Source organism: Pedobacter panaciterrae, assembly GCF_013204795.1.
GTDB lineage: Bacteria > Bacteroidota > Bacteroidia > Sphingobacteriales > Sphingobacteriaceae > Pedobacter > Pedobacter panaciterrae.
On the sequence record NZ_JABMKW010000016.1, the window covers coordinates 682,596 to 705,159 of the forward strand.

Below are 22,564 nucleotides of genomic sequence, written 5' to 3' on the forward strand. Positions count from 1 at the left end.
TTTAACTCTTTTTATCGAGAATATAGTTGGTACCATAAGGATAACGCTGTGGTCTCGATAATAATTTATTGGCTTCTGCATTATCTTTAAAAACTTCTTTCTTCGGATCCCAATATAGCTTTTTTGGAGATCTCATTGCAGCATGAGCTACTAAACATGCACTGCAAGAGCGATGTGCTACTTCAGCAGGGCTAATTGTTGGCTTTCCGCTTTCAATACAATCCAGCCAGTTGCCGTGTTGTTCAGGACTTTCGTACAGATGAATTTCATTGGCCTCTATTTTAGAGGTAAGAATAGCCGGATCGCTTGCATAAAATGCTTTATTATCTTTACCACCCGACCCAGGGTCTGTACTCGTAACCCCTACGTTTCCTCTTGATACAAAGATCCAACCGTTACTGCCTTCAAACCTTACCCCATTAGGATTTTTACTATTCATCACCATGTTTACACCATTTGCATACTTGGCATGAACCTCATAATCGCCATGTACATTCCACAAACCATTTTTAGGAAATTCGGCACGCGCCTCAATTTCAATAGGACCAGTATGCTCAGTATTCATTCCCCAGTGGGCAATATCAATGTGATGTACGCCCCACCCGGTAATCATCCCGGCACCAAACTGTTCTAATCTTAACCATCCACCCCTCGATTCCGGATCTGTTTGTGAATGTACGCGATCCTGGGTATAGTAAATGTAAGGTGTTGAGCCAAGCCACATATCATAATTGAAATTTGCAGGAATTGGCATCTCTGTAGCAACCCCACCCGCAGGATCTGAAGGCAAACCAACCTGTACACTTTGAAGTTTTCCTATCCTTCCATTTCTTACCAGTTCACATGCTCTTTTAAATTGAGGCCAGGGGTTAACTGAACGCTGCTGACTACCTAACTGAAAAGTAACTCCAGATTTTCTGACCATATCACTCATCATCCTACCCTCTTCAATAGTTAACGAAGTTGGTTTTTGAAGATAAATGTGTTTGCCTGCAAGCGCTGCTTCAATTGCTGGCTGGGCATGCCAATGATCAGGGGTACTGATCATCACCGCATCAATATCTTTATTGGCCAGCAGGTCATGATAATCATCATAAGTTTTAATATCTATATAATTGGAATTACCTGTTTTTTTGGTATACCAGCCCTCTACCAGCTGTTTTCCACTTTTCAGTCTGTTACCGTCTAAATCTGCAATGGCCACAATACGGGCTTTATCATATTTAAAAGTTTCGGCAAGGTCATGTGTGCGGGCAATTCGGCCGCAGCCGATCTGGCCTATATTAATTTTATTGCTGGGTGCGTTTTTACTAAACACAGAAGCAGGAACTATAGTAGGAAAGCCAGTCATGGCAACAGAAGTAACAACAGCACTCTTAACAGCCGTTTTCATGAAATCTCTTCTGCTATATGGAAGTTTTTCATTTTCGCTCATCATATCATCTAGGTTTATTAGGTTAATATTTGGTTAGTAGCGCAGCGGTGTATTTCGTGAATCTGCGTATGCTTTACTGTAATCTATTTTTTTATACTGGCCGGCAACATAGTTAATGCCCTGAAGGATGTGTTTGATAAAAACCGGGTCTTCATAGTTTTCTTTATCGTGTCCAAGAGCGGTAATCCAAACATTTCCTCCGTCAAATTGCTGGTACCATACTGCAGGATATAACTCCGAAAAAGGAGCAGAAAATGTTTTTATTTTCTCCGCATCTGCCGGATCAGATGAATTTAAAGAGGTAACATCATGTGCCATGATTACTTTAATGCCAGGATACAGTTCTTTGGCAAAATAACATTCATCTTTTCTTTCCCAAACTTTTGGCAAGCCTGCAACAGAGGGATGCGAAGGGTCAATTACTTTTACAGTAAACTTTTGGTTTCTTGCATGCCAGGCAAACGTGCCTCCCAGCATTTGCTTAAACCATTGCCAGTTTCGTTCTGTACCGGTTACAGAGTGTAAGCCAACAAATCCGCCTCCGGCTTCTATATATCTTCTAAAGGCTAACCTTTGTCCATCGGTATCAAACACATCATTATTAGTGCTTGGAAAAATCAGCAAGGTATACTGCTTTAAATTTGCCTCTGTAAAAACCGAAGGATCATCAGATACATCGGTGTCAAATCCATTCTCCTGGCCCAATTTCTGAATGCATTTTACCGCATTAGGAATATTGTCATGAACATACCCCTTCCCGTTTTTGGTGTACACCAGTACTTTTACTTTTTTCAGAAAGGTGTTTTTTTCAGCAGCCATTGCAAATGGGATGCACAATATCCATAAGGCAGAAAGCAGGATACTCGCTTTGAATTTAAATCTTAAAATTGATACGCTCATTAGTTTGAATTAAGTTGGTTTAATTTTATTTTAACTACGGGAGGACTGGCAAAATCACCCCAGGCGGCTTCGGCACGCTCCTTAGAAGTATGGCCATTGTATACCAGGAACCTGTATTTTAGGATATAGGTTTTCCCCTTTTCCAATAACCAGTCTTTATCTTTTGTTGGCGAGAAATTGGCATACACATCTCCCCTTCCGTTCATGTTTTCAGGCCATATTCTTAATGGTTCCGGATAATTATAATTGGTAGGATAAGACATCATTACCGCACCGGCATAGTCATCATCTATCTTTCCCTGCAAAATCACCCACCGCGCTTTTGTGCCATCCGCATCTTTTCTTGTTTTTCCTTCGGATGTCAAGGTTTCGCTATTTTCTTTATTCCATTTTTCGGTAGCCCGCCAACCCAAGCCGCCATAACGGTATTCTTTAAGTAATACCTGTTCATCAGTAGCGCAATTGAGCTGAATAGTGATATCAGCAATATAATAATCCTGACCTTTTTGAGGTTGGAAGATCCTTACCGACTGAAGCTCGTTGAGTGCTACCTTTTCAGTTCCGTCTTTTTTAAAAACCACATGATCGTGCAGTGTCTGATATTCTGCATATACCGGACCTGCGTTTACAGCAACAAAATCTACAAACCTTACCGTTCCTTTAAGGTCTTTAAGGTTCCAGAAGTCTACAGTATCACCTTCAAAAACCACATGAGTCCATGGGTTCCACAATCCATAATGATGGTAATGATCGGGAGCCTGTATCCGTGTTAATTCTTGTCCGTGCGGAGACCATAACGGATGTATGAAACCGCTTCTTTTAAAGGCCGTATCTATTCCCTTTGGTGGATAAACCGTTTTGTAATTGTAGCGGAGTAAGTTTTTATTCCCGTTACTTATTGTTAACTCCCCGTTTTCACGGATAGCCCTTATGTGATCTGCAGGCTTAAGCGGTTTTCCTTTTTCCAGGGCAAATATGCTTGTGGCCAAAGAAGGTTTTACCAGCCAATGCAAAACCCGTTTTCCGTTGTTTTCTATCTGATACGCTACAGGAGTTTGTTTGTTTCCTTTTACCTCTATTAACCTGATAACGCTATCAGGCAAAGCAGTTATTGCATCCAGATCTACCTGAACATGGATCTCTTTATCTGGCGTTCTTTTCTTCAGGTCTACCTCCAGGGTAGCAATTCTTTGGGCATACAAGGGTGTTAGCATTGCTGAAAAGGCAATAAAAGATATGCAGGTTAGCCTCAGGGAATTTAACATCATTATTTCTTTAATCGTATTTTAAAAATATGGTTTTTAGACAGTAAGTTCACTTTAGCCTTTATTCTATTTTATCAATCGGTGGTACATTACCTTCTGAGCCAGAATATCCTTTGTTTTGATTTATGTGACCGGATACATTTGCTCTGATCGCACTTTGAGGTACCGGCCACAATACATGATATGGGCTCATGGTATATTGATCTCCATGATTTGTTTTAACACCATTTTTATAGAACACATTTTTTTCTTTTACCCTATCATAAAAGAAATTGTTTTCCGAGAAATTGGTTAAAGAATATGCTTTACCATTATAGGCGGTTTTACCGGTAAGTGCAAAAATGTAAGCAATTCTGGTCAGCTCACATTTTCTTGGCTCTTCGTAATAAAGTTCACGGGCTCTTTCATCCAGTATAGTGCCGATGTTGATAGAAGCAGGTGTATAGGGTGCTGCGTTTGCACGTGCCCTAACCTTATTAATATCTGCAGCTGCACTGGCCAGATCGTCTTTCCAATAATAGGCCTCGGCGCGAAGCAAATAGGTTTCTGCTATCCGGAACACGTACCAGTCTGTATGACCACCTTGCATTGGCGCATTTTCAAAATCAGGTATAAATATCTTATACTGAGGCCATCCAAAATAACTCCTTATGGTATCAGTAACAATAAGTCCGCCTGCAGCATTTCGCAATTGTATCGGTTTATTGTAGTATGTAGGGTCGCTCTTCTTTAATGCGGGCTCATTATAAACAAGGTCTTCCATGTTCATCCAATTGCCTTTTATATGCCTTAAGTCATTAGGATCGTCCCAGATCGCTTGTGTGCTGTAAGATGTTCCGCGACAGCGGCCTATTCCTCTTCCATAAAGATTAGACTGTGTGATCTCCAGATTAATTCCATCGTTAGTACCTTTTTTTCCATTTGGCGTATTGATGTTTGAACCCCAGTTCGGTACTGCCTGACGCATAATTTTCATCCCCCCATCATAACCCCCATCCATCTGCCTGTCAATCACCATAAATATCCCTTCCCTGTTCTCACCCAACGACTTGTTCTCCGGTCTGTGAAGGTCCCATATCAGGTTTCTTGTTTCATCTGCTCTTGTAGCGCCGAACCGGTTGGTCATTAGTGCATACGGACTTCCATTTATTACCGCATTTGCAGAGGCTATGGCGTCGTCAAATTTTCCGAGCGCTAAATTCACCTTGGTAAGCAAATGATTTACCGCTCCTTTGGTTACCTCACCTTTATTCACATTATCAGTTACCCATTGTGCTGCAAATTCCAGGTCTGTTTTCATCTTCTGAAGAATGACCTCGCGCTTAGTGGTATAAAAATCTACCCTTGGTGTAGTTACCTCATTTAATAACAAAGGCACGTCTCCAAATTGATTTACCAAACGGTAATAACGGAATGCTCTGTGAAAATAGGCCGACCCCAGTATCGAGTTACGCTCCGCTTCATCTTTAAAATTGGCAGCATCAATACGGCTAATCACCGTATTTGCATATTTGATACCCTTATATCCCTCGTCCCAATAATATCCAATCCTGTTAAAGTCAACCGAATTTAGATTCGCATCAGGAGTAATCAACAGATTTAAATCCTGAGCAGGACCAGATTTATCTGTTGTACCATCAACTGCTATCTCAGAGAATATTTGCTCGGTAATCCACGGCGCACCATCACCAAAGTATTCATTCCGCAAATTTCTTGCACAAGCCACTAATGTAGCCCTCAAAACTGCAGGGTCTTTATAATCTTCATCTGTGTAAAAGGAAAGCGGCTCGGGTTCTAAAAAGCTTTTTTTACAGCCAATTCCGGTCAGTATAGTGATAACTAAACAGACAGGTAATATTTTATATAGATTTTTCATGATCATCGATTTGATTTATACTACAAGGTTACATTTAGACCTAATGTCACATACCGGGGCGTTGGGTTTTTATTCTGTGGATCCCAATAATCCCAGTCGGGTGCATAAATTGCTGCATTTTGAACAGTAGTAAAGATCCTTACACTATTCAACCTTCCTTTTTCAACCAGTTTCTTTGGCAAAGTGTATGCTAACGAGACATTATCTATTCTGATAAATGATGTTTTACGGTATACATTATAGTTTGCACTGCCATTGCTTGAGTACAATCTTGCATAATCATTGATTGGATTTTCTGCAGTCCAATAAGGCACTTTGTACGAATTCTGTCTATCCTGAAAACCGGAATTATTCTTAGCCTCATTAAAATCTGTCATGGCTCCCCAGTTGGAATACATAGAGAAAGAAAAATCAAACTGCTTAAAAAACGTAAATTCATTTCTCATTGAAGTGGTAAATTTAGGATTTCTGGACCCCAGGAATTGTTTATCTGCATCAGTGAATTTAAAATCACCATTTACATCCTGCAGTTTAAAATCTCCCGGTTTCACGCCGTATTTAGCGGCTTCCGCAGCTTCGTTTTGCTGCCACACACCTAAAACTTTTAAGTCCCAAATGGCATTTACATCCTTGCCTATAAACCAACCATTTCCAGGATCATTGTTTTCAACTTTACCTATTACCTTTCCTTCCTTGTCCAACTGATTTACCTCGCCGAATAAATGAACAATCTTGTTCCGGTTCAAAGAAAAGTTAACAGAGGTTTTCCAGCTGAAGTTCTCTCTTTTAAAATTGTTGCTGTTTAAGGCGATTTCTACACCTGTATTGGTCACATTACCAAGGTTGGATGCTATATTAAAGAAACCAGTTACACTTGGCAAGGCTCTTAACAAGAGTAAATTGCTTGTATTTTTCTTGTAAACCTCTACCGATCCGTCTATTATATTATTCAGGATTGAAAAGTCCAGACCTCCATTAAATGACGATGTAGATTCCCATTTAAGATCTCTGTTTATCATTCTATCTACATACAATTGCGCGATAGGAAAAACTGTCCCTGATGGAGAAACATATAGATATTTACCTGTATTAAGATTTGAAAGCGCTAAATACCCGTCAATATCCCTGTTCCCTACCGATCCATAAGACAGTCGAAGTTTTGCATAATTAAGCCAGCTTACAGACTTCATAAAACCTTCGTCGCTGAACACCCAACCCAGTGCTAATGAAGGGAAAGTTGCCCTCGGATTTCGCTGCCCGAAAGCAGAATACCCATCGCGACGAATGGTAGCTGTTAAAAGATATTTACTGTTAAGGGTGTAGTTTAACCTGGCCATTAATGCGTCGCCTGTAGTTACCAAATCGTTACTGCTCACAATGGGTTTAATTCCTGAACCTATGTTGTGATAGCTTAATTTATCATTCGGATCAAAGCCCTCATTTTCTATTCTCGAAGACGTTTGTTTTAATTTTTCTGCGTTCATCAAGAACGTAACATCGAATTGATGAATTTTATTAAACGTTTTATTCCATTTCAAAACGTTATCAATTTGCCAGTTAAAACGGGTAGTTTCTGTACGATCAGCATATCCTTTTCTGGCAACATAGTCTGGATGTAATGCAGAAAAGTGATTAAATTCCCTGGTCTGATCATAACTTGGCGTAACGTTTACGGAGTATGAAAAGCCAAATGGCAATTCGCCTTTTACATACATGGTCGAAAAGATGGTGTTATATTTCAGCATCCTTTCGCGGTACACATTATCCAGAAAAGGGTTACGGTTGTTACCTAAATCGTCATTTGGACTTGGTCGTAATGTAATTCCATCATCCTTGTATTTAGATCCCAAAGGTGAAGCATTTCTAATCTGGCCAAAGTCAATAGGAACAGCACTCTCATCGCGACTGGCATATTGAAAGTTAACACCTATTGTTGCGAATTTTGCAGCTTTACCTTCCAGATTAAGGCGTGCCCGGGCATTTTTATATTGATCACCAACAGTTAATCCTTCATTATTGGTATAGCCTAAAGAAAGGTAATAATTAACCTCCTCTTTTCTTCCGGAAATACCAAATGTATGATCCTGTCTAAATCCATTTCTGTAAATCAAATCTTCCCAATTGGTACTTTTACCTGCCTTATAATTTTCAATCTCTATCGGAAACATTTTCAACCTGGTTAACCAGGTATCTATCGGATCGGCAGTTATAGGCGTATTATCGTAAGCATACCATTGCGCAAGAGTTACGTTAGATGGAAGCGTACGCGGATCATTAAAACGCGATGGTTGTGTACCAATCGTACCCGCATTTATGCTTTTTAATACGTCTGTACGCCAGTTAACGAAGCCATTGGCATCATAAACATGCTCCGTAACCTCGCGTGAGGCCATCCCGATTGTGGTATTTAAAGTAATTACAGGCTTGTCTGACTTGCCTCGTTTTGTAGTAATAATAACCACACCACTTGCAGCCTTTGCTCCATAAACTGCCGCCGAGCTGGCATCTTTTAATACATCAATTGTTTCGATATCACTAGGATTAATATCACTTAACTGACCTGGATAAATTACCCCGTCAACAACAAGAAGGGGTGTTACACCAGCTATCAGCGAGGATTTTCCTCGCACCTGAAGGTCGGAGTTGTTTCCACCTTTGGGTGAGGCTGAAAAAGCGACATTTAATCCCGGAACATTTCCCCGAAGCAGATCTTGTACGCTATTTGGATGTTGATTTTCAAGCTGTACAGCCTTAACCTGTGATATGGCACCCGTTAAGTCCTTTTTTGATCGTGTACCGTAACCCACCACCACTAATTCATTTAAATCATTTGCGGCTTCTGCCAACACAACATTAACAGTTGTGCCCGTTACCGGAACTTCTTTAGAGATAAAGCCAAGTGAGCTAAAAACCAATATTCCGCCATTGTCTGGAATATCCTTAAGGACATAACGTCCCTCCGCGTTAGTTACAGTCCCATTTTTAGAACCTTTTAAACGAACACTCACACCTGCAACAGGGAGTTTCTTTTCGTCGGTAACTGTACCTGAAACCGTTTTGACGAGGACATTTTCATATTTGTTATTAAATCGATCGTCAAATTGCTGGTCAGGGGGAAGCTTTGTCCATTCATTTATTGTTGCGTAAGACCATAGCGGACAACATATTGCTACTGCAAAAATTGAGCGTAAGAATCCTGTAACGCACATTTTATTGCCGTTTTGTATATTTAGAAACATAATATGTATTATTTATTAGGAAATGAATAATTTTAATTACACTGCGTGTATTCTAAAATTCAGGAGGTATCCCGGTTAAGTTTAGGTTTCATATGGTTTAGTTTAAATTAGGTTAGTAAATTAAAGTTAGGAATAATATTTAAAAATGCAACCGATAGCATAAATGTTTTTAAATTTGTCTATTCATACCTGGAAGGGATTAAGGAATGAATAAAACCACAAAAAGCATTCAAAGATGATAAAAATGGACTTTTATACGGAAAAACACATCTTTCCAAGGCAACAAAGCAGACAAAACTATCAGCTGGGCAACTGCCTGGATCACATTTTTTCCGCAGAAAAAAGCAATAAATATGCATCCGGTTTCAATTTTAAATACAAAATCATTACATCAGGCTCCATAAAAATCTAAAGAAATGCACTCACAAAAAGACGTAACCATTTACGATATCGCCGAAAAGCTCAACCTCTCGCCTACAACTGTTAGTCGCGGGCTGAAGGATCATCCTGCCATAAGTAAAAAAACAAAGAAGAGAATTAACGACATTGCTGCAGAGCTGGGTTATCGCTTCAATACGTTTGCAAGCAACCTCAGAAGCAAACGCACCAATACCATAGGCGTAATCATTCCAAGAATGAACAGTAGTTTTATGTCGGCAGTACTGGCTGGAATGGAAAAAGTTGCAAATGAGGCCAGCTATAATTTAATCATCAGCCAATCACTTGAATCGGCAGAAAAAGAGGCGGTAAACGTAAAAACGATGTTTAACAATCGCGTAGATGGGCTAATGGTGTCTGTAGCTTACGACACAGTTGGCGTTTCGCAATTCGAAATGCTATTAGAGAAAGGCATCCCGCTGTTATTTTTTGATCGCACACTTGATCATCCGCAGTGCACCAGTATTGTTATCGACAATTATAAATCCGGATACCTTGCAACGCAGCATTTAATAGCGCAGGGATGTAAAAATATCATCCACATCACCGGAAATCTGGCCAGGAATGTTTATGCCGATCGCCAAAGAGGATACGAGTCTGCACTGAAAGATGCAGGGATCCAGGCAGATCCTAACAATACTTTCATTAACGTACTGGATGAGCAGGCAGGCATAGATTGCGCCCAAAAGATATTGAAAATGAACCCATTACCTGATGGCGTTTTTGTAGACAACGACACCTGCGCGGTTAACTGCATGGCTATCCTTATGAATAATGGAATTAAAATACCTGAGGACATTGCTTTTATTGGCTTTAACAACGACCCGATATCAAGGGTGATCAGACCAGCATTATCAACCATTAACTATCCGGGGTTTGAAATGGGAGAAATAGCGGCGCACAAACTAATCGCACATTTAAACGGGCAACAAAGCATAAATTCAACCAATTCAATTATTTTACGATCAGAACTTATCGCAAGAGATTCATCTAAAAGGATTAAATAACAAAAAGGCAATCCAGTCGAAAAATAATTATGCAACCGGTTGCATAATTATGAGTTTTTTAACTACATTAGTTCAATTTTATTACCTCGAAATCTCAAACCAATACCATCCATGAAAGATGATCAAGAAAGAAAAATCGCATTAGTTACCGGCGGTGCATCAGGATTAGGCTTTGCCATAGCTGAAAAGTTTGTACAGAACAACATTTTCACTATCCTAATTGGAAGAAACGAACAAAGATTAGAAAAGGCATGTGAGCAACTTGGTGAACTTACAACTGCTATAACTTTTGATCTGAATAAACTAAGCGATATACCTAAATTGGTTTCAGATATCAAACAAAAGTTCGGTAGAATTGACATTCTTGTTAATAACGCCGGAATAAATGCAAAAAAACCGCTCATAGAAGTTACCGATCAGGAATTTCATGAGGTTATTCTTACAAACTTATCTTCCGTATTTTCATTAACTCGCGAGGTTTCAAAAGTGATGCTTAAACAAAAAAAAGGCTGCATCATAAATATCAGCTCCATGGCAGCTCAATATGGCATACCCAAAGTAATTGCTTATACTGCCGCCAAATCAGGTATCGAAGGAATGACAAAAGCAATGGCAGTAGAACTTTCGCCCGATGGTATTCGCGTAAACTGTATTGCTCCTGGCTTTATAGCCACAGATATGTCGGCCAAAGCACTAAACAATGATCCGGACAGAAAAAACAAGGTGCTTTCGCGCACCCCAATGGGAAAACTAGGCCTACCATCCGACATAGGAGATGCCGCTTACTTCCTTGCATCTGATAATGCTAAATTCATTACGGGTATAGTTATACCTGTTGACGGCGGAAATTCAATAGGATTTTAAACAAAAGTCTAAAGCTGATATGATTAAAATGGAACAAACCTTAAGATGGTTCGGCCCTAACGATCCGGTTAGTCTGCAATACATCAAACAAAGCGGCGCAACGGGCGTAGTTACCGCGCTGCATCACATTCCTGTTGGCGAAATATGGACTATCGATGAGATAGCGCAGAGGAAAACGGAAATATCTGAAGCAGGATTAACATGGACTGTTATCGAAAGCTTGCCTGTTCATGAGGACATCAAAAAAAGAAGTGGGAACTATAAAACCTATATAGAAAACTATAAAATCAGCATGCAAAATGTTGCTACTTGCGGCTTAAAAGTGATCACCTATAATTTCATGCCCATACTTGACTGGATGCGCACCAATGTTTCATACGAACTAAGTGACGGCAGCAAGGCTCTATATTTTGAAAAATCGGCTTTTATAGCATTTGATCTTTTCTTGTTAAAGCGACCAAATGCCCAAAACGACTATCAACCAGACGAGATTGAAAAGGCCGAAAAACGGTTTAGGGAAATGAGTAAACAAGAAAAAGAAACCCTATACAACAATGCACTACTTAGCCTGCCAGGATCAGACGAGCCCTTTACCCCTGAGCAGATTTTAAGCGCGCTAGAAACTTACAGGAATATCGACAACAAGAAACTAAAGGAAAACCTTTATGAATTCCTTAAAGAAATTATTCCAGTTGCAGAACAAACAGGACTGCAATTGGCCATTCATCCGGACGACCCTCCCTACTCTATTCTGGGCCTTCCAAGAATCATGAGTACTGAAGCCGATGTTCAGGACATGCTTACCGAAGTTCCATCGGCCAACAATGGCATATGCTTATGTACAGGTTCATTTGGCGCGCGTGCCGACAATGATCTACAGGGAATGATAAAAAGACTTGGCAACCATATTTTCTTTCTTCACCTCCGTAGCACCCAAAGAGATCAGGAAGGAAACTTTTACGAGGCCAATCACCTGGAAGGAGATGCCAACATGCCTGAAGTTGTTAGAGAGGTGGTTGCACTTCAACAAAGACTCAATAGCTCTATTCCGATGAGGCCCGATCATGGTCACCAAATGTTAGATGATCTAAACAAAAAGCATTACCCGGGTTATTCTATTATTGGCAGGCTAAAGGGTCTGGCAGAGTTAAGAGGACTCGAAACCGGGATACTAAGCAGTCTTGATTCTTAAATTGCATTTTCAAACCATTTCCAGTCCCGTTTGTTAGTGATAAGAACACTAATATTTTAAAAAATGGGATTATTTAAAACTGCCTTAATCGGCGCCGCAATATATGGCATAGTTAAGTATGTAACTAAAAAGGACATTAATGGCCGCTCAATAGCCGACGACATCAAAGAAAAAGCACCAGAATGGATGGAAAAAGCTAAAAACTTAAAAGATGATTTAAAAGTAGAACTGGAAAAACAACGGTATTAGTATTGTTTTAAGTCACTTACTTTTTCGGGGCACCCAAATAAAATAAACCGGGACCTTTTTGATATCCTTTGGCAATCCTGTAGATGATTTCCGCCAGCGCTTTTGTAGTTCCGATGGGGATATGGTTCGAAATTCCGGTGTTATTGAGATGCCTTTCATAAATCAGTAAAATTAGATGCATTAAAATTACTAATATTTTTAGTAAAACAGAAGTGAATTTTTCAGTTCTCTGAATGAGATTGTATGACCACTTGATCCAGACATAATGTGCACCTTGTTCACACTTTCCTCACAAACAGGTACCTTTTTGTGAGGAAAGTGTGAACAAGTCTCGAACAAGCCCCGAGCCAGCAAAAGTAAAATAGCTGGCCGCAGAACACCAAACTAATCTCCAAACACATTAGGACAATGCAATTTTTTTTAAAAATAAATTTGTCATTACAACTATATATCGTAATATTGCGATGTATAATTATGGGACTTACAAAAACAGAAATATTTACTGAAGAACAAAACCGCCTGGCGGTGATGCTGAAAGCAATGGCCCACCCTGCACGCATTGCTATTCTACAGCAGATCATTAAAGCAAATGCCTGCATCTGTGGAGACCTTGTTGAAGAACTTGGGCTTGCACAAGCCACCATTTCGCAACATTTAAAAGAACTGAAAAATGCAGGCATTATACAGGGTACAATTGAAGGTGTAAGTGTTTGTTACTGCATCAATCCAACGGTATGGAATGAACTTCAACAACAACTCTCAGCATTCTTTTCTACTTATGAATTAAAGACAAACTGCTGTTAAAAAAATTTGACCTAATACATCGTAATATTGCAATTAAACAATTAAACAAATTATCATGAATACAACGGAATTAATCAACTGGCAAACATTTAAAAGTAAGCTACAGGACAATCCTGAACTTACTTTACAATTTCAATATGCTGAGGACAAATGGGTAGATGCTTCATATCACATCACGGAAATTAAACAGGCACCCATTGTATCGGTAGATTGCGGTGGGGTTATGAACTCGTGGACAGAAATTATAGTTCAGCTGTGGGAACCATCTGCCAAGGATAATGAAAGAGCAATGTCGGTGAGCAAAGCACTGTCAATTGTTAAGCTTGTCGAGAAAAGCCTGCCATTAAATCCACTGGCTGTAGTAAAAATAGAATTTGGGAACTCTCAATTTGATACCCGCCAGATGTATCCCGGAGAATTTATTATTGACAATGGGAACTTTATTGTAAACCTAAGCGCTGATTTTACACAATGCAAAGCCATTAATAGAGGAGAAAGTTGCGGCTCAACAGAAACAGTTACTTGCACCCCAGGTGGCGGTTGTTGCTAGTTAAAACATGAAAAAGATACTTGTATTATGTACCGGCAACAGTTGCCGCAGTCAAATTGCCGAAGGCTACTTAAGATTCTTCGCAAAGAACAATGCTGAGATCTATAGCGCCGGAATAGAAACACATGGCGTAAATCCGAAAGCCATTGAAACGATGAAAGAAGATGGGATTGACATCTCATCACATACTTCAAACAACATCAATGAGTACATGGATGTTGATTTTGATTATGTAATCACTGTGTGTGATAATGCTAAGGAAAGCTGCCCGTATTTCCCTACAAGTGCACAAAAATTCCATTACAACTTTCCCGATCCGGCTAAAGCAACAGGAACTGATGAAGAGGTTAAAACACAATTCAGAGGAGTAAGGGAGATGATTAAACAGTACTGTCAGAATTTTATAGAAAAGAATATTTAATGGAAAGGAAAAAATTAGGCTTTCTTGATCGTTACCTTACTTTATGGATATTTCTTGCTATGGCTGTTGGTATTGGAATCGGTTATCTGGTTCCATCTTCCGCTACCATTATCAATTCCTTTTCCAGCGGAACAACAAATATTCCGCTGGCAATAGGGTTGATTCTAATGATGTACCCTCCACTAGCCAAAGTTAAGTATGAAAATATGGGCAGGGTATTTAAGGACACGAAGGTGCTCTCTCTGTCTTTAGTACTAAACTGGATTATAGGCCCTGTACTCATGTTTATTTTAGCCATTGTTTTTTTGCACGACTACCCTGAATACATGGTAGGCTTAATTTTGATTGGCCTGGCCAGATGCATTGCAATGGTAGTTGTCTGGAATGAGCTTGCAGAAGGCGATAGAGAATATGCAGCTGGCCTGATTGCCCTGAACAGTATTTTTCAGGTCTTATTATACAGCGTATTTGCGTATATTTTTATTACCGTTTTACCTCCTTTATTTGGATTAAAAGGATTAGAAGTAAATATCACGATAGGCCAGATTGCCGAGAGTGTGGCGATTTATCTTGGGATACCGTTTGCATTGGGTATCATCAGCCGTTATACATTAATAAAACTTAAAGGAGAAACCTGGTTTCAAACCAAATTTGTACCGTTAATTTCACCTGTTACACTAATCGCCTTATTATTCACAATTGTGATCATGTTCAGTTTAAAGGGCAATCTGATCATAAAAATTCCTATGGATGTAATACGAATAGCAATACCATTGGTCATCTATTTTGTGATCATGTTTATCTTCAGCTTCCTTATGGGCAAATATTTTGGCGCTGATTATTCTAAAAACACAGCAATTGCATTTACTGCTACAGGCAATAATTTTGAACTGGCAATAGCTGTTGCAATTGGCGTTTTCGGCATCAACTCGGGGCAAGCATTTGCAGGTGTTATTGGCCCACTGGTTGAGGTCCCTGCACTTATTGCCCTGGTAAATGTTGCTTTTTGGTTTAGAAAGAAGTATTACCAGTAAACTACTGCAGCACCCTCACTCCTTCTTGTTCGATTTTCTTTTTCAAAGGGCCCGTTAGCTGAGCATCTGTAATTAAAAAGTGTATCGATTTCAGAGTTCCAAATTTAACATAAGCATCTTTCCCAATTTTTGAGGAATCAGTAAGTAAATAAACCTGCTCCGCATTCTTTAGAAAAGCTTTTGTTATTTGGGCTTCCTTTTCGCTATGTGCTGTTAAACCATTTTGTAGTGATATGCCGTCGACCCCTACAAAAGCTTTAGAAACGTGATAAGTATCGATGTGCTGAACCGCCATATCCCCGTGCACTGCTCTGCGTTCTTTATCCAGCTCACCCCCTATCAGGTTAATACCAATACCAGGTGTATCTATTAATTCTGCTACTATTGGTAAAGAATTGGTAATAACCTTTAGCTTATTAAGCTTCTTTAAATGAGCACACATAGCAAACACCGTACTTCCGCAATCCATAAATATTGTATCCCCATCTACCACCTGAGCGGCAGCTAATTTTCCTATTTCCTGCTTGCTTTCTGTATTAGCAGTTTGCTTTTTATGGAATGCCACGAAGGGCAGATTATCTAGCTTCATGGCGCCTCCATGCGTTCGCTGCAGGAGCCCCTCTTCAGAAAGATCTTGCAAATCTCTTCTGACCGTAGCAGGAGATATTGATAATTTCCGAGAGATCTCCATTACAGATAAAGCCTCAAATTCATCAAGTATCATTAAAATCTTTTTCTTTCTTTCCTGAAAACTCATATAAATAGCCTACATTTGATCAAAAATAATCATTATTAATCATAATTGATCATGAATAGTACAATAAATATAATCAAAGAGGAAATTTTATCAGACGACTGGTATGTTTTAAAGAAAACAACATTCAACTTCTTGTCTAAAAAAGGGATACAGGAAACGCTAAGCAGGGAAACTTATGATCGTGGAAACGGGGCTACAATCCTTCTTTACAACCGATCACTGCAAACCGTTATTCTGATTAAGCAGTTCCGATTCCCCACATACGTTAATGGCAATGTTACCGGAATGCTGATTGAAACATGCGCAGGTTTACTTGACGAAAACAGTCCGGAGGAAGCTATCCGCAGAGAAACAGAGGAAGAAACCGGATATGTATTGTCCTCCGTTCAAAAAGTATTTGAAGTTTATATGAGTCCTGGTTCCGTTACAGAAAAACTGTATTTCTTTATTGCAGAATACACGGCTGATATGAAAACAGAAATAGGAGGCGGCGTAGAAGATGAGGATATAGAAGTACTGGAATTACCATTTAATACCGCAATGAAAATGATTGCAACCGGCGAAATCAAGGATGGAAAAACAATCATGCTACTTCAGCATCTTGCACTATCAAAAATCATGGGGTAAACTCTTTTTTTAAAGAGCCTACAGTTTTAGCGGTATCTTTTTACCTGTTTTAGCCGCCAGATAAATGGCTTCAATAATTTTTAAATCTTTTAGCGCTTCTTCTCCGTTAACAGGTACTATTGGCTCTTTGCCTTCTAAAATAATGCCTGCCATTTCTTCCATCTGTACAGTTTGGTGGGTAGAGTGGGGTTGTGTTAATTCACCTTTATGCGTACGCCCTTTTATTGGCCCGTAGCCGGTTGAAGGCTGCATCTCGGCAAAACCTTTCTCTCCGACAAGATAAAACCGATCAAGATAGTTCATATTATATGTCGACAGGTAAGAGGCTACCGCCCCACCCGGAAATCCCATCTGGAATTGAATGGTTTCATCAACCCCTTCTTTAAATATTTCAGTATTTGTTTTGCTTTCTTGTGCGGTTACCCATGTAGGTTCCTCGCCTACCATATATCTGGAGCCGTTGATGGCGTAAATACCTATATCCATCATTGCTCCCCCACCTGCAAGCTGTTTATTCAATCGCCATTGTTTTGGATCGCCTATTTTAAAGCCACATTGTCCTTGAAAAAACATGATCTTTCCAAATTCACCGGCATTTCTCATTCGGATAACTTCGAGGGTTTTGGGCTCAAAATGCATCCTGTACCCCACCAACAACTTCACGTTTGCTTTTTTACATGCATCGATCATTTCTTGCCCTTCTTTAGGACTTATTGCCATTGGCTTTTCGCAAATTGCATGCTTACCTGCTTTGGCAACACGAATAACCTGATCATGGTGAAGCGCATTAGGGGTAATAACATAGACCGCATCAATATCAGGATTGTTTTTTATCTGATCAAAGTTCTCATAGTTATAACAGTTCTTTTCCGGAATACCATATTTGGCTTGCCAGTCTTTGATTTTAGATGGTGTTCCACTAATTACACCTACCAGTTTTGCTTTAACGCAGGATTGCATTGCTTCTGCAACGCGACTACCATAGCCGCCAAGCCCCATAATAGCTACCCGTAAGACTGGTCCATCGTACAATTTATCAGTTTTTGAAGCTGACCATCCCGAAAGCGGTATAAATGGTAAAACCAATGAAGAAAGTCCAAGTTTCTGTAAAAAGTCGCGACGTGTATCCATAATTTAAATCGTTTTAAACCCAATTTACATATTTTACACATAAAAAATAGAAGTTTTATAGACTTAACATACTATAAACAAAAATGTTGGCTTACATTTGGTTATAAAAACGACCAAACCAATTATTGTAAACGATCTCTTATATGCGCCGTTTTCTTATTTTAATTGCCTTTATACTTTCTGCTAAATTTCAGGCCATTGCTCAGGTGATTTATCTTAACGACAACACACCTTACAGCAATATAGGTAAACAGGTAACTTATTTTGAAGATAAGGATGCATCATTAACGATTGATGAAGTTAAAACTTTTGAAAAGGCCGGAAAATTTAAACCCAGTGAATCAAACGTACTAAACCTCGGAAATACAAAATCTGCATTTTGGATTAAAATTAACTACGTTAATCAAAGCACAGGAAAAGCTTATTTAATTGCAGACATGCCCAATATTGAATACATTGATTGTTATGCAGATAACACTGACGGAACCTGGGTTCAATTCAAATCAGGCTTTTTAATACCTTCGAGCACCAAGGTAAAATCAGAGAATCGTTATACCTTCAGCTTACCTCAAAACAGCAACCAAACCGATGTACAGCACATTTTTATAAGGGTAAAATCTGACAATTACCTACCACTGCCATTAAAGATGGCTACCTCTGACACTTTAGTTGCGGGCCCTACTTTCAGAGACTACCTGGAGATTGTTTTTATGGGTGTTCTGCTTTCTTTATTTGTGTATAACATTTTCTTATACATGAATATGAGAGACAAATTGTACCTGTATTATTGTCTGTATGTGCCTGGTCTATTTATTTATGTTTCTTTGTATTTGAGGGGATATTCTTACCTTCTTAATTCTGAGATAAGGAAAATCATCAACCTTTATCCCCATGCCTTCCTGTCCGTAACAGTTATTTTTGGAATTTTATTTTGTAGACGTTTCCTCAATCTCCGTGTAACTGCACCAAAGTTTTTAAAGATTTACTTGGCACTTATTTTCTTTTGTGTCATCCTGTTTTTTGTCAGCATTCTTGGATACAAGGGAATAGCGGCTAACTATACGCAGATCTTGATGTTTGTTTCTCCTATCATTTTATGGATTTCAGGATTTGTTGCTTACAGAAGTGGGCATACTCCAGCTAAATATTATATTCTTGCCTGGAGCTTCATAGCTCTGGCGATCTTGATTGTCATTTTAACCTTATCGAAGATTCTTCCTTTTACAGATTATACTTTTGATCTTTTACCAATTGGATCAGCAATTGAATTGTTATTACTGTCATTTGCAATGGGATATCGTTATAATCTAGTAATTAAACGGGAACAGCATACACGAGATGAAAACCTGATGCTGGTAAACGATCAGAACCTGCGTTTGGAGCACATTGTTAAGGAGCGTACATTAAAACTCAGTGACACGATAACGGAACTGGAACTTTCCAATTCTGTAAAAAATAAGTTATTCTCTATCATTGCACATGACCTTAGAAGTCCTTTTAACAGTCTGACAGGCATCTTTGCGCTTAAAGACATGGACATGCTAACTCTCGAAGATTATAAAATGCTGTTAACAGAGAATCAAAAGCACATTGAAACGATCAATAGTTCTTTAAATAACCTTTTATATTGGGCAAGACGACAAATGGAAGTGGTAAATAGTGTACCCACTACATTTGATCTTAAACCTTTTATAGAAAAATTGCTTTTGGTTTATCTGCCGCTGATCCATAAGAAAGGGATCCTGACAGACATCAATTTATCGGATTCTTTTTCAGCTTATGCAGATGAGGACCATGTACAGCTCATTCTACGAAACCTGATTGACAATGCGATAAAGTTTACTCCTACCGGCAATGAAATTGGAATCGCCCTAAAAAACCATGGCAATATGGTAGAGATCTGCGTGTGGAATACCATCAATAATCCAGAGCAATTTGACGTTGAAGATATTCGAAATCCAAAAGCGGGAGGCGCAACCTACGGAACGGAAAATGAGAAAGGTATAGGTTTGGGCCTAACGCTGATCAGGGAATATATAAAAGCCAACGACAGTAAACTGAACATTGACCTGCTGGGAAATAAAGTGTCTTTTAGTTTTGATTTACCTCTATCCAGTTCCCGTCTTCTCTGATCAGTTCAATCAGATCATCAAGGGCACGGGCAGCATTTACATTTTTCTTGACCACTTCTTTTCCGCGATAAAGCGTTATTTTATCAGGGCCGGTTCCTACATAGCCATAATCGGCATCAGCCATTTCACCCGGGCCATTTACAATGCAACCCATGATACCAATTTTGATTCCTTTAAGATGATCGGTACGTGAACGGATCAATTGGGTAGTTTCCTGAAGATCAAAAAGTGTTCGTCCGCAGCTTGGACAAGAGATGTATTCTGTTTTAGAAATGCGGGTACGTGTTGCTTGTAAAATACCAAAACTTGTGGCATTAATTAATGATAAGCCTACGGTTTCGTCAGCACTGATCCATATACCGTCGCCCAGTCCATCAGTAAACAAAGCACCAAGATCGGTAGCCGCATACAGCATCAGATCATCAGCACTAATGCCTGAATATGCTCTTTTTACTACAACCGGTATTTGCGAATTATGCTTCATTAAGGATACAAAAAACTCCCTTTGCATAGCCATACCATGTGCAGCATTAGTTTCTAATACCAAAACTACATTTGACTGCAATTTAGAAAGATCTATACCGGCACCCTCTTCTGCTTTTATACTAACAAGATTTAAATACTCATCTTTAACATCGGCAGCAATGTATTCTTCAAAAGAAAGTAAGGGATGGCAATTGTTCTTATCCTTTAAATTTAGCCAGGTTTGATAATTATAAATCTGCTTTAGATTACCCGGAAAAGAGAATGAAGGCAATGCATCTCCAAGATATACCATATCGGTTGCCTGATCGGCCATGTTGTATTTATCCAGACCTGCACTATATTTATAGCCAACTGCTGTTAAAAAGTAAGGGTCTTTTAAGTTTTCTTTAGATGCATCAATGATCACTACAGGGTGATGATGATCGCCAATATGTTGTACAGGTTCTGTATGCCTGCGGTTGTATTCGTAAGGATTATAGGGCAGGTCTTTTACAGTAATGCTTTCTGATTTTTGTCCCGCAATAATTTCATTATTTAACAGTGCCCTGGTTTCATATCTTGAAGCCAATGCTTTTGCAACAGGAGCCTCAAATTCAGGATCCTCGGTTAAAGAAACCCTAATGGTATCGCCCAATCCGTCTTCAAGTAATGTTCCAATACCAACTGCCGATTTAATACGGCCGTCTTCCCCATCGCCAGCCTCAGTTACACCAAGGTGCAAAGGATAATTCATGCCTTCTTTTACCATGGTCTCTACCAGTAAACGGTATGCCTGAACCATGATCTGTGTATTACTGGCTTTCATAGAGATAACCAGATTGTAATAATTCTGGTCCTCGCACATACGGATAAACTCCATTGCCGATTCAACCATACCTCTTGGAGTATCGCCGTAATGGCTCATGATCCGATCTGACAGCGATCCATGGTTAGTACCAATACGCATTGCTGTTCCGTATTCTTTACAGATCTTTACCAGCGGTGTAAATTTCTTATATATGCGCTCCAGCTCTGCCTGATAGGCTTGCTGCGTATATTCAATGTTTTCGAAGCGTTTCTTATCTGCATAGTTACCCGGATTTACCCTTACTTTTTCTACGATTCGAGCCGCAGCTTCAGCAGCATTTGGCGTAAAGTGGATATCGGCAACCAGTGGCACATTGTAACCCCTGAATCTTAATTCTTTTTTAATGTTAGCAAGGTTTTCTGCTTCCTTCATACTTGGGGCAGTAATACGAACATATTCGCAACCAGAGTTTACCATTCTAATGGTTTGCTCAACTGTAGCCAAGGTATCCATGGTATCAGTTGTGGTCATAGATTGAATACGGATTGGATTTAATCCTCCCATCGGAATATCCCCGATACTAACCTCTCTGGTTAGAAATCTTGAATATTGGGTTAAACTGTTACAATACCCGCCTTTTAACTCTTTCTGTAACGCGCGCTGATCAAATACTTTTTCCATGACTTGCTAATGTGCTACAAAGATAAAGATTATGTTTATAACTGTTATGTCAGATCAACCGGTCTTTTATAACCAGTGTATCCGCTATCAGATCATGAAAGCACTGTTGCTTCTTATTCAGAAAGCTGTATAAGTAGCCCAAAAAGAAAGGAGCTACAGACAATATTTTAGCAGCATTTCGGCCATAAGCATTATTTAAACTGATCCTGTTTCCACCCAGATCTGTAACTTTAATATTAATTAACCGCTTACCAATGGTTGCTTGCTTATCAGATGCTTCGGCAATGCTGCTATAAATAAATTTAGCAATAGAAATGAGGGGCAATCCTGCCAGTGAGACCATTATCCGCTGCGTTTTTTCTTCTACAAAGATGAAACTGATTAATACCAGCAGCACATAGCCCAGTGTTAAGAAAAAATAATCTATAACGGAGGCCAGCAAACGCTGATCAAAGGAAGCGAAGTATTGAGGGGCTGTTTTCTGAAAGGTAAAACCAAGAAGCTCACGCAGTTCTTGCAACTCGTGAGCTTCTTTATAATCGTCCATCCCAGGCTTCCTGATAAAAGTTCCCGGAAGGATATTTAGTGACTTTAATTGTTCTAATTGATATGGGCCTTCCGGCTTTCCGTTTATGACAACGGTATATTCAATTTCGTTCTTACTTTCCATTCTAAGAGTTAGCTTGTCG

General features: G+C 39.4%; 19 protein-coding genes. 10 read left to right on the forward strand and 9 right to left on the reverse strand.

Annotated features, from left to right (window positions below):
* Position 1 precedes the first annotated feature (1 nt).
* From HQN86_RS10810 to HQN86_RS10830, 5 genes are read right to left on the reverse strand one after another with little or no spacing between them, the layout of a single operon-like run.
* On the reverse strand, positions 2-1,438 hold the full coding sequence (locus HQN86_RS10810) for a Gfo/Idh/MocA family protein (RefSeq protein WP_246269546.1): 1,437 nt from the start codon (positions 1,436-1,438) through the stop codon (positions 2-4).
* Between the two features lie 30 nt (positions 1,439-1,468).
* Entirely contained in the window at positions 1,469-2,335 is an 867-nt protein-coding gene (locus HQN86_RS10815; protein ID WP_172660985.1) for a ThuA domain-containing protein, read from the reverse strand.
* The gene (locus HQN86_RS10820) at positions 2,335-3,603 is read right to left on the reverse strand and encodes a DUF6807 domain-containing protein (RefSeq protein ID WP_216854375.1); all 1,269 of its coding nucleotides are present in this window, start codon (positions 3,601-3,603) and stop codon (positions 2,335-2,337) included. The genes HQN86_RS10815 and HQN86_RS10820 overlap by 1 nt, the downstream gene beginning before the upstream one ends.
* Before the next feature lie 58 nt (positions 3,604-3,661).
* Positions 3,662-5,476 carry a RagB/SusD family nutrient uptake outer membrane protein gene (locus tag HQN86_RS10825; RefSeq protein ID WP_172660986.1) on the reverse strand — a complete coding sequence of 605 codons (1,815 nt, stop codon included), beginning with the start codon at positions 5,474-5,476 and terminating at the stop codon, positions 3,662-3,664.
* Between the two features lie 20 nt (positions 5,477-5,496).
* Positions 5,497-8,685 carry a SusC/RagA family TonB-linked outer membrane protein gene (locus HQN86_RS10830; RefSeq protein WP_172660987.1) on the reverse strand — a complete coding sequence of 1,063 codons (3,189 nt, stop codon included), beginning with the start codon at positions 8,683-8,685 and terminating at the stop codon, positions 5,497-5,499.
* A gap of 446 nt (positions 8,686-9,131) precedes the next feature.
* Here HQN86_RS10830 and HQN86_RS10835 point away from each other — a divergent pair, with 446 nt between their 5' ends.
* From HQN86_RS10835 to arsB, 8 genes are all read left to right on the forward strand, one after another.
* Positions 9,132-10,160 carry a LacI family DNA-binding transcriptional regulator gene (locus HQN86_RS10835; RefSeq protein ID WP_172660988.1) on the forward strand — a complete coding sequence of 343 codons (1,029 nt, stop codon included), beginning with the start codon at positions 9,132-9,134 and terminating at the stop codon, positions 10,158-10,160.
* 111 nt (positions 10,161-10,271) lie between these two features.
* Positions 10,272-11,024 (forward strand): SDR family NAD(P)-dependent oxidoreductase, encoded by a 753-nt coding sequence (locus HQN86_RS10840; RefSeq protein ID WP_172660989.1) that lies wholly within the window; start codon positions 10,272-10,274, stop codon positions 11,022-11,024.
* A 28-nt stretch (positions 11,025-11,052) separates the two neighbouring features.
* On the forward strand, positions 11,053-12,216 hold the full coding sequence (uxuA, locus tag HQN86_RS10845) for a mannonate dehydratase (protein WP_317171693.1): 1,164 nt from the start codon (positions 11,053-11,055) through the stop codon (positions 12,214-12,216).
* A 63-nt stretch (positions 12,217-12,279) separates the two neighbouring features.
* A complete protein-coding gene (locus HQN86_RS10850; protein ID WP_048904100.1) occupies positions 12,280-12,465 on the forward strand; it encodes a hypothetical protein in 186 nt (61 codons plus the stop codon).
* Positions 12,466-12,939: 474 nt separating this feature from the next.
* Complete coding sequence (locus HQN86_RS10855; RefSeq protein ID WP_172660991.1) at positions 12,940-13,269, forward strand: ArsR/SmtB family transcription factor; 330 nt, start codon at positions 12,940-12,942, stop codon at positions 13,267-13,269.
* Between the two features lie 55 nt (positions 13,270-13,324).
* Positions 13,325-13,819, forward strand: a complete 495-nt coding sequence (locus tag HQN86_RS10860) for a DUF6428 family protein (protein ID WP_172660992.1) — start codon at positions 13,325-13,327, stop codon at positions 13,817-13,819.
* Positions 13,820-13,826: 7 nt separating this feature from the next.
* Complete coding sequence (locus tag HQN86_RS10865) at positions 13,827-14,240, forward strand: arsenate reductase ArsC (protein WP_172660993.1); 414 nt, start codon at positions 13,827-13,829, stop codon at positions 14,238-14,240.
* Positions 14,240-15,274 carry an ACR3 family arsenite efflux transporter gene (gene arsB / locus HQN86_RS10870; RefSeq protein ID WP_172660994.1) on the forward strand — a complete coding sequence of 345 codons (1,035 nt, stop codon included), beginning with the start codon at positions 14,240-14,242 and terminating at the stop codon, positions 15,272-15,274. The genes HQN86_RS10865 and arsB overlap by 1 nt, the downstream gene beginning before the upstream one ends.
* Before the next feature lies 1 nt (position 15,275).
* On the opposite strand, the gene HQN86_RS10875 is transcribed toward arsB, so the two are convergent.
* Positions 15,276-16,031: a DeoR/GlpR family DNA-binding transcription regulator gene (locus tag HQN86_RS10875; RefSeq protein ID WP_172660995.1), complete on the reverse strand. Its 756-nt coding sequence runs from the start codon at positions 16,029-16,031 to the stop codon at positions 15,276-15,278.
* A 51-nt stretch (positions 16,032-16,082) separates the two neighbouring features.
* Here HQN86_RS10875 and nudK point away from each other — a divergent pair, with 51 nt between their 5' ends.
* Complete coding sequence (nudK, locus tag HQN86_RS10880) at positions 16,083-16,658, forward strand: GDP-mannose pyrophosphatase NudK (protein ID WP_172660996.1); 576 nt, start codon at positions 16,083-16,085, stop codon at positions 16,656-16,658.
* 18 nt (positions 16,659-16,676) lie between these two features.
* Here the strand turns inward: nudK and HQN86_RS10885 are convergent, their stop codons facing one another.
* The gene (locus HQN86_RS10885) at positions 16,677-17,789 is read right to left on the reverse strand and encodes a Gfo/Idh/MocA family protein (RefSeq protein WP_172660997.1); all 1,113 of its coding nucleotides are present in this window, start codon (positions 17,787-17,789) and stop codon (positions 16,677-16,679) included.
* Positions 17,790-17,932: 143 nt separating this feature from the next.
* Between HQN86_RS10885 and HQN86_RS10890 the strand changes: the two genes are divergently transcribed.
* Positions 17,933-19,921 (forward strand): sensor histidine kinase, encoded by a 1,989-nt coding sequence (locus HQN86_RS10890; RefSeq protein ID WP_172660998.1) that lies wholly within the window; start codon positions 17,933-17,935, stop codon positions 19,919-19,921.
* Here the strand turns inward: HQN86_RS10890 and ispG are convergent.
* On the reverse strand, positions 19,881-21,875 hold the full coding sequence (gene ispG, locus HQN86_RS10895) for a (E)-4-hydroxy-3-methylbut-2-enyl-diphosphate synthase (protein WP_172660999.1): 1,995 nt from the start codon (positions 21,873-21,875) through the stop codon (positions 19,881-19,883). The two genes, HQN86_RS10890 and ispG, sit on opposite strands and share 41 nt — an antisense overlap.
* Before the next feature lie 49 nt (positions 21,876-21,924).
* The gene (locus HQN86_RS10900; protein ID WP_172661000.1) at positions 21,925-22,545 is read right to left on the reverse strand and encodes an RDD family protein; all 621 of its coding nucleotides are present in this window, start codon (positions 22,543-22,545) and stop codon (positions 21,925-21,927) included.
* Positions 22,546-22,564 lie beyond the last annotated feature (19 nt).

What these genes read in the sequence shown, in the direction of transcription:
- HQN86_RS10865 (WP_172660993.1), top strand. Translation starts at nt 13,827, where the DNA reads ATGAAAAAGATACTTGTATTATGTACCGGCAACAGTTGCCGCAGTCAA.
- HQN86_RS10835 (WP_172660988.1), top strand. Translation starts at nt 9,132, where the DNA reads ATGCACTCACAAAAAGACGTAACCATTTACGATATCGCCGAAAAGCTC.
- HQN86_RS10900 (WP_172661000.1), bottom strand. Translation starts at nt 22,545, where the DNA reads ATGGAAAGTAAGAACGAAATTGAATATACCGTTGTCATAAACGGAAAG.
- HQN86_RS10875 (WP_172660995.1), bottom strand. Translation starts at nt 16,031, where the DNA reads ATGAGTTTTCAGGAAAGAAAGAAAAAGATTTTAATGATACTTGATGAA.
- HQN86_RS10855 (WP_172660991.1), top strand. Translation starts at nt 12,940, where the DNA reads ATGGGACTTACAAAAACAGAAATATTTACTGAAGAACAAAACCGCCTG.
- nudK (WP_172660996.1), top strand. Translation starts at nt 16,083, where the DNA reads ATGAATAGTACAATAAATATAATCAAAGAGGAAATTTTATCAGACGAC.
- HQN86_RS10850 (WP_048904100.1), top strand. Translation starts at nt 12,280, where the DNA reads ATGGGATTATTTAAAACTGCCTTAATCGGCGCCGCAATATATGGCATA.
- uxuA (WP_317171693.1), top strand. Translation starts at nt 11,053, where the DNA reads ATGGAACAAACCTTAAGATGGTTCGGCCCTAACGATCCGGTTAGTCTG.
- HQN86_RS10815 (WP_172660985.1), bottom strand. Translation starts at nt 2,335, where the DNA reads ATGAGCGTATCAATTTTAAGATTTAAATTCAAAGCGAGTATCCTGCTT.
- HQN86_RS10825 (WP_172660986.1), bottom strand. Translation starts at nt 5,476, where the DNA reads ATGAAAAATCTATATAAAATATTACCTGTCTGTTTAGTTATCACTATA.
- HQN86_RS10820 (WP_216854375.1), bottom strand. Translation starts at nt 3,603, where the DNA reads ATGATGTTAAATTCCCTGAGGCTAACCTGCATATCTTTTATTGCCTTT.
- HQN86_RS10840 (WP_172660989.1), top strand. Translation starts at nt 10,272, where the DNA reads ATGAAAGATGATCAAGAAAGAAAAATCGCATTAGTTACCGGCGGTGCA.
- HQN86_RS10885 (WP_172660997.1), bottom strand. Translation starts at nt 17,789, where the DNA reads ATGGATACACGTCGCGACTTTTTACAGAAACTTGGACTTTCTTCATTG.
- HQN86_RS10810 (WP_246269546.1), bottom strand. Translation starts at nt 1,438, where the DNA reads ATGATGAGCGAAAATGAAAAACTTCCATATAGCAGAAGAGATTTCATG.
- HQN86_RS10890 (WP_172660998.1), top strand. Translation starts at nt 17,933, where the DNA reads ATGCGCCGTTTTCTTATTTTAATTGCCTTTATACTTTCTGCTAAATTT.
- HQN86_RS10830 (WP_172660987.1), bottom strand. Translation starts at nt 8,685, where the DNA reads ATGTGCGTTACAGGATTCTTACGCTCAATTTTTGCAGTAGCAATATGT.
- arsB (WP_172660994.1), top strand. Translation starts at nt 14,240, where the DNA reads ATGGAAAGGAAAAAATTAGGCTTTCTTGATCGTTACCTTACTTTATGG.
- ispG (WP_172660999.1), bottom strand. Translation starts at nt 21,875, where the DNA reads ATGGAAAAAGTATTTGATCAGCGCGCGTTACAGAAAGAGTTAAAAGGC.
- HQN86_RS10860 (WP_172660992.1), top strand. Translation starts at nt 13,325, where the DNA reads ATGAATACAACGGAATTAATCAACTGGCAAACATTTAAAAGTAAGCTA.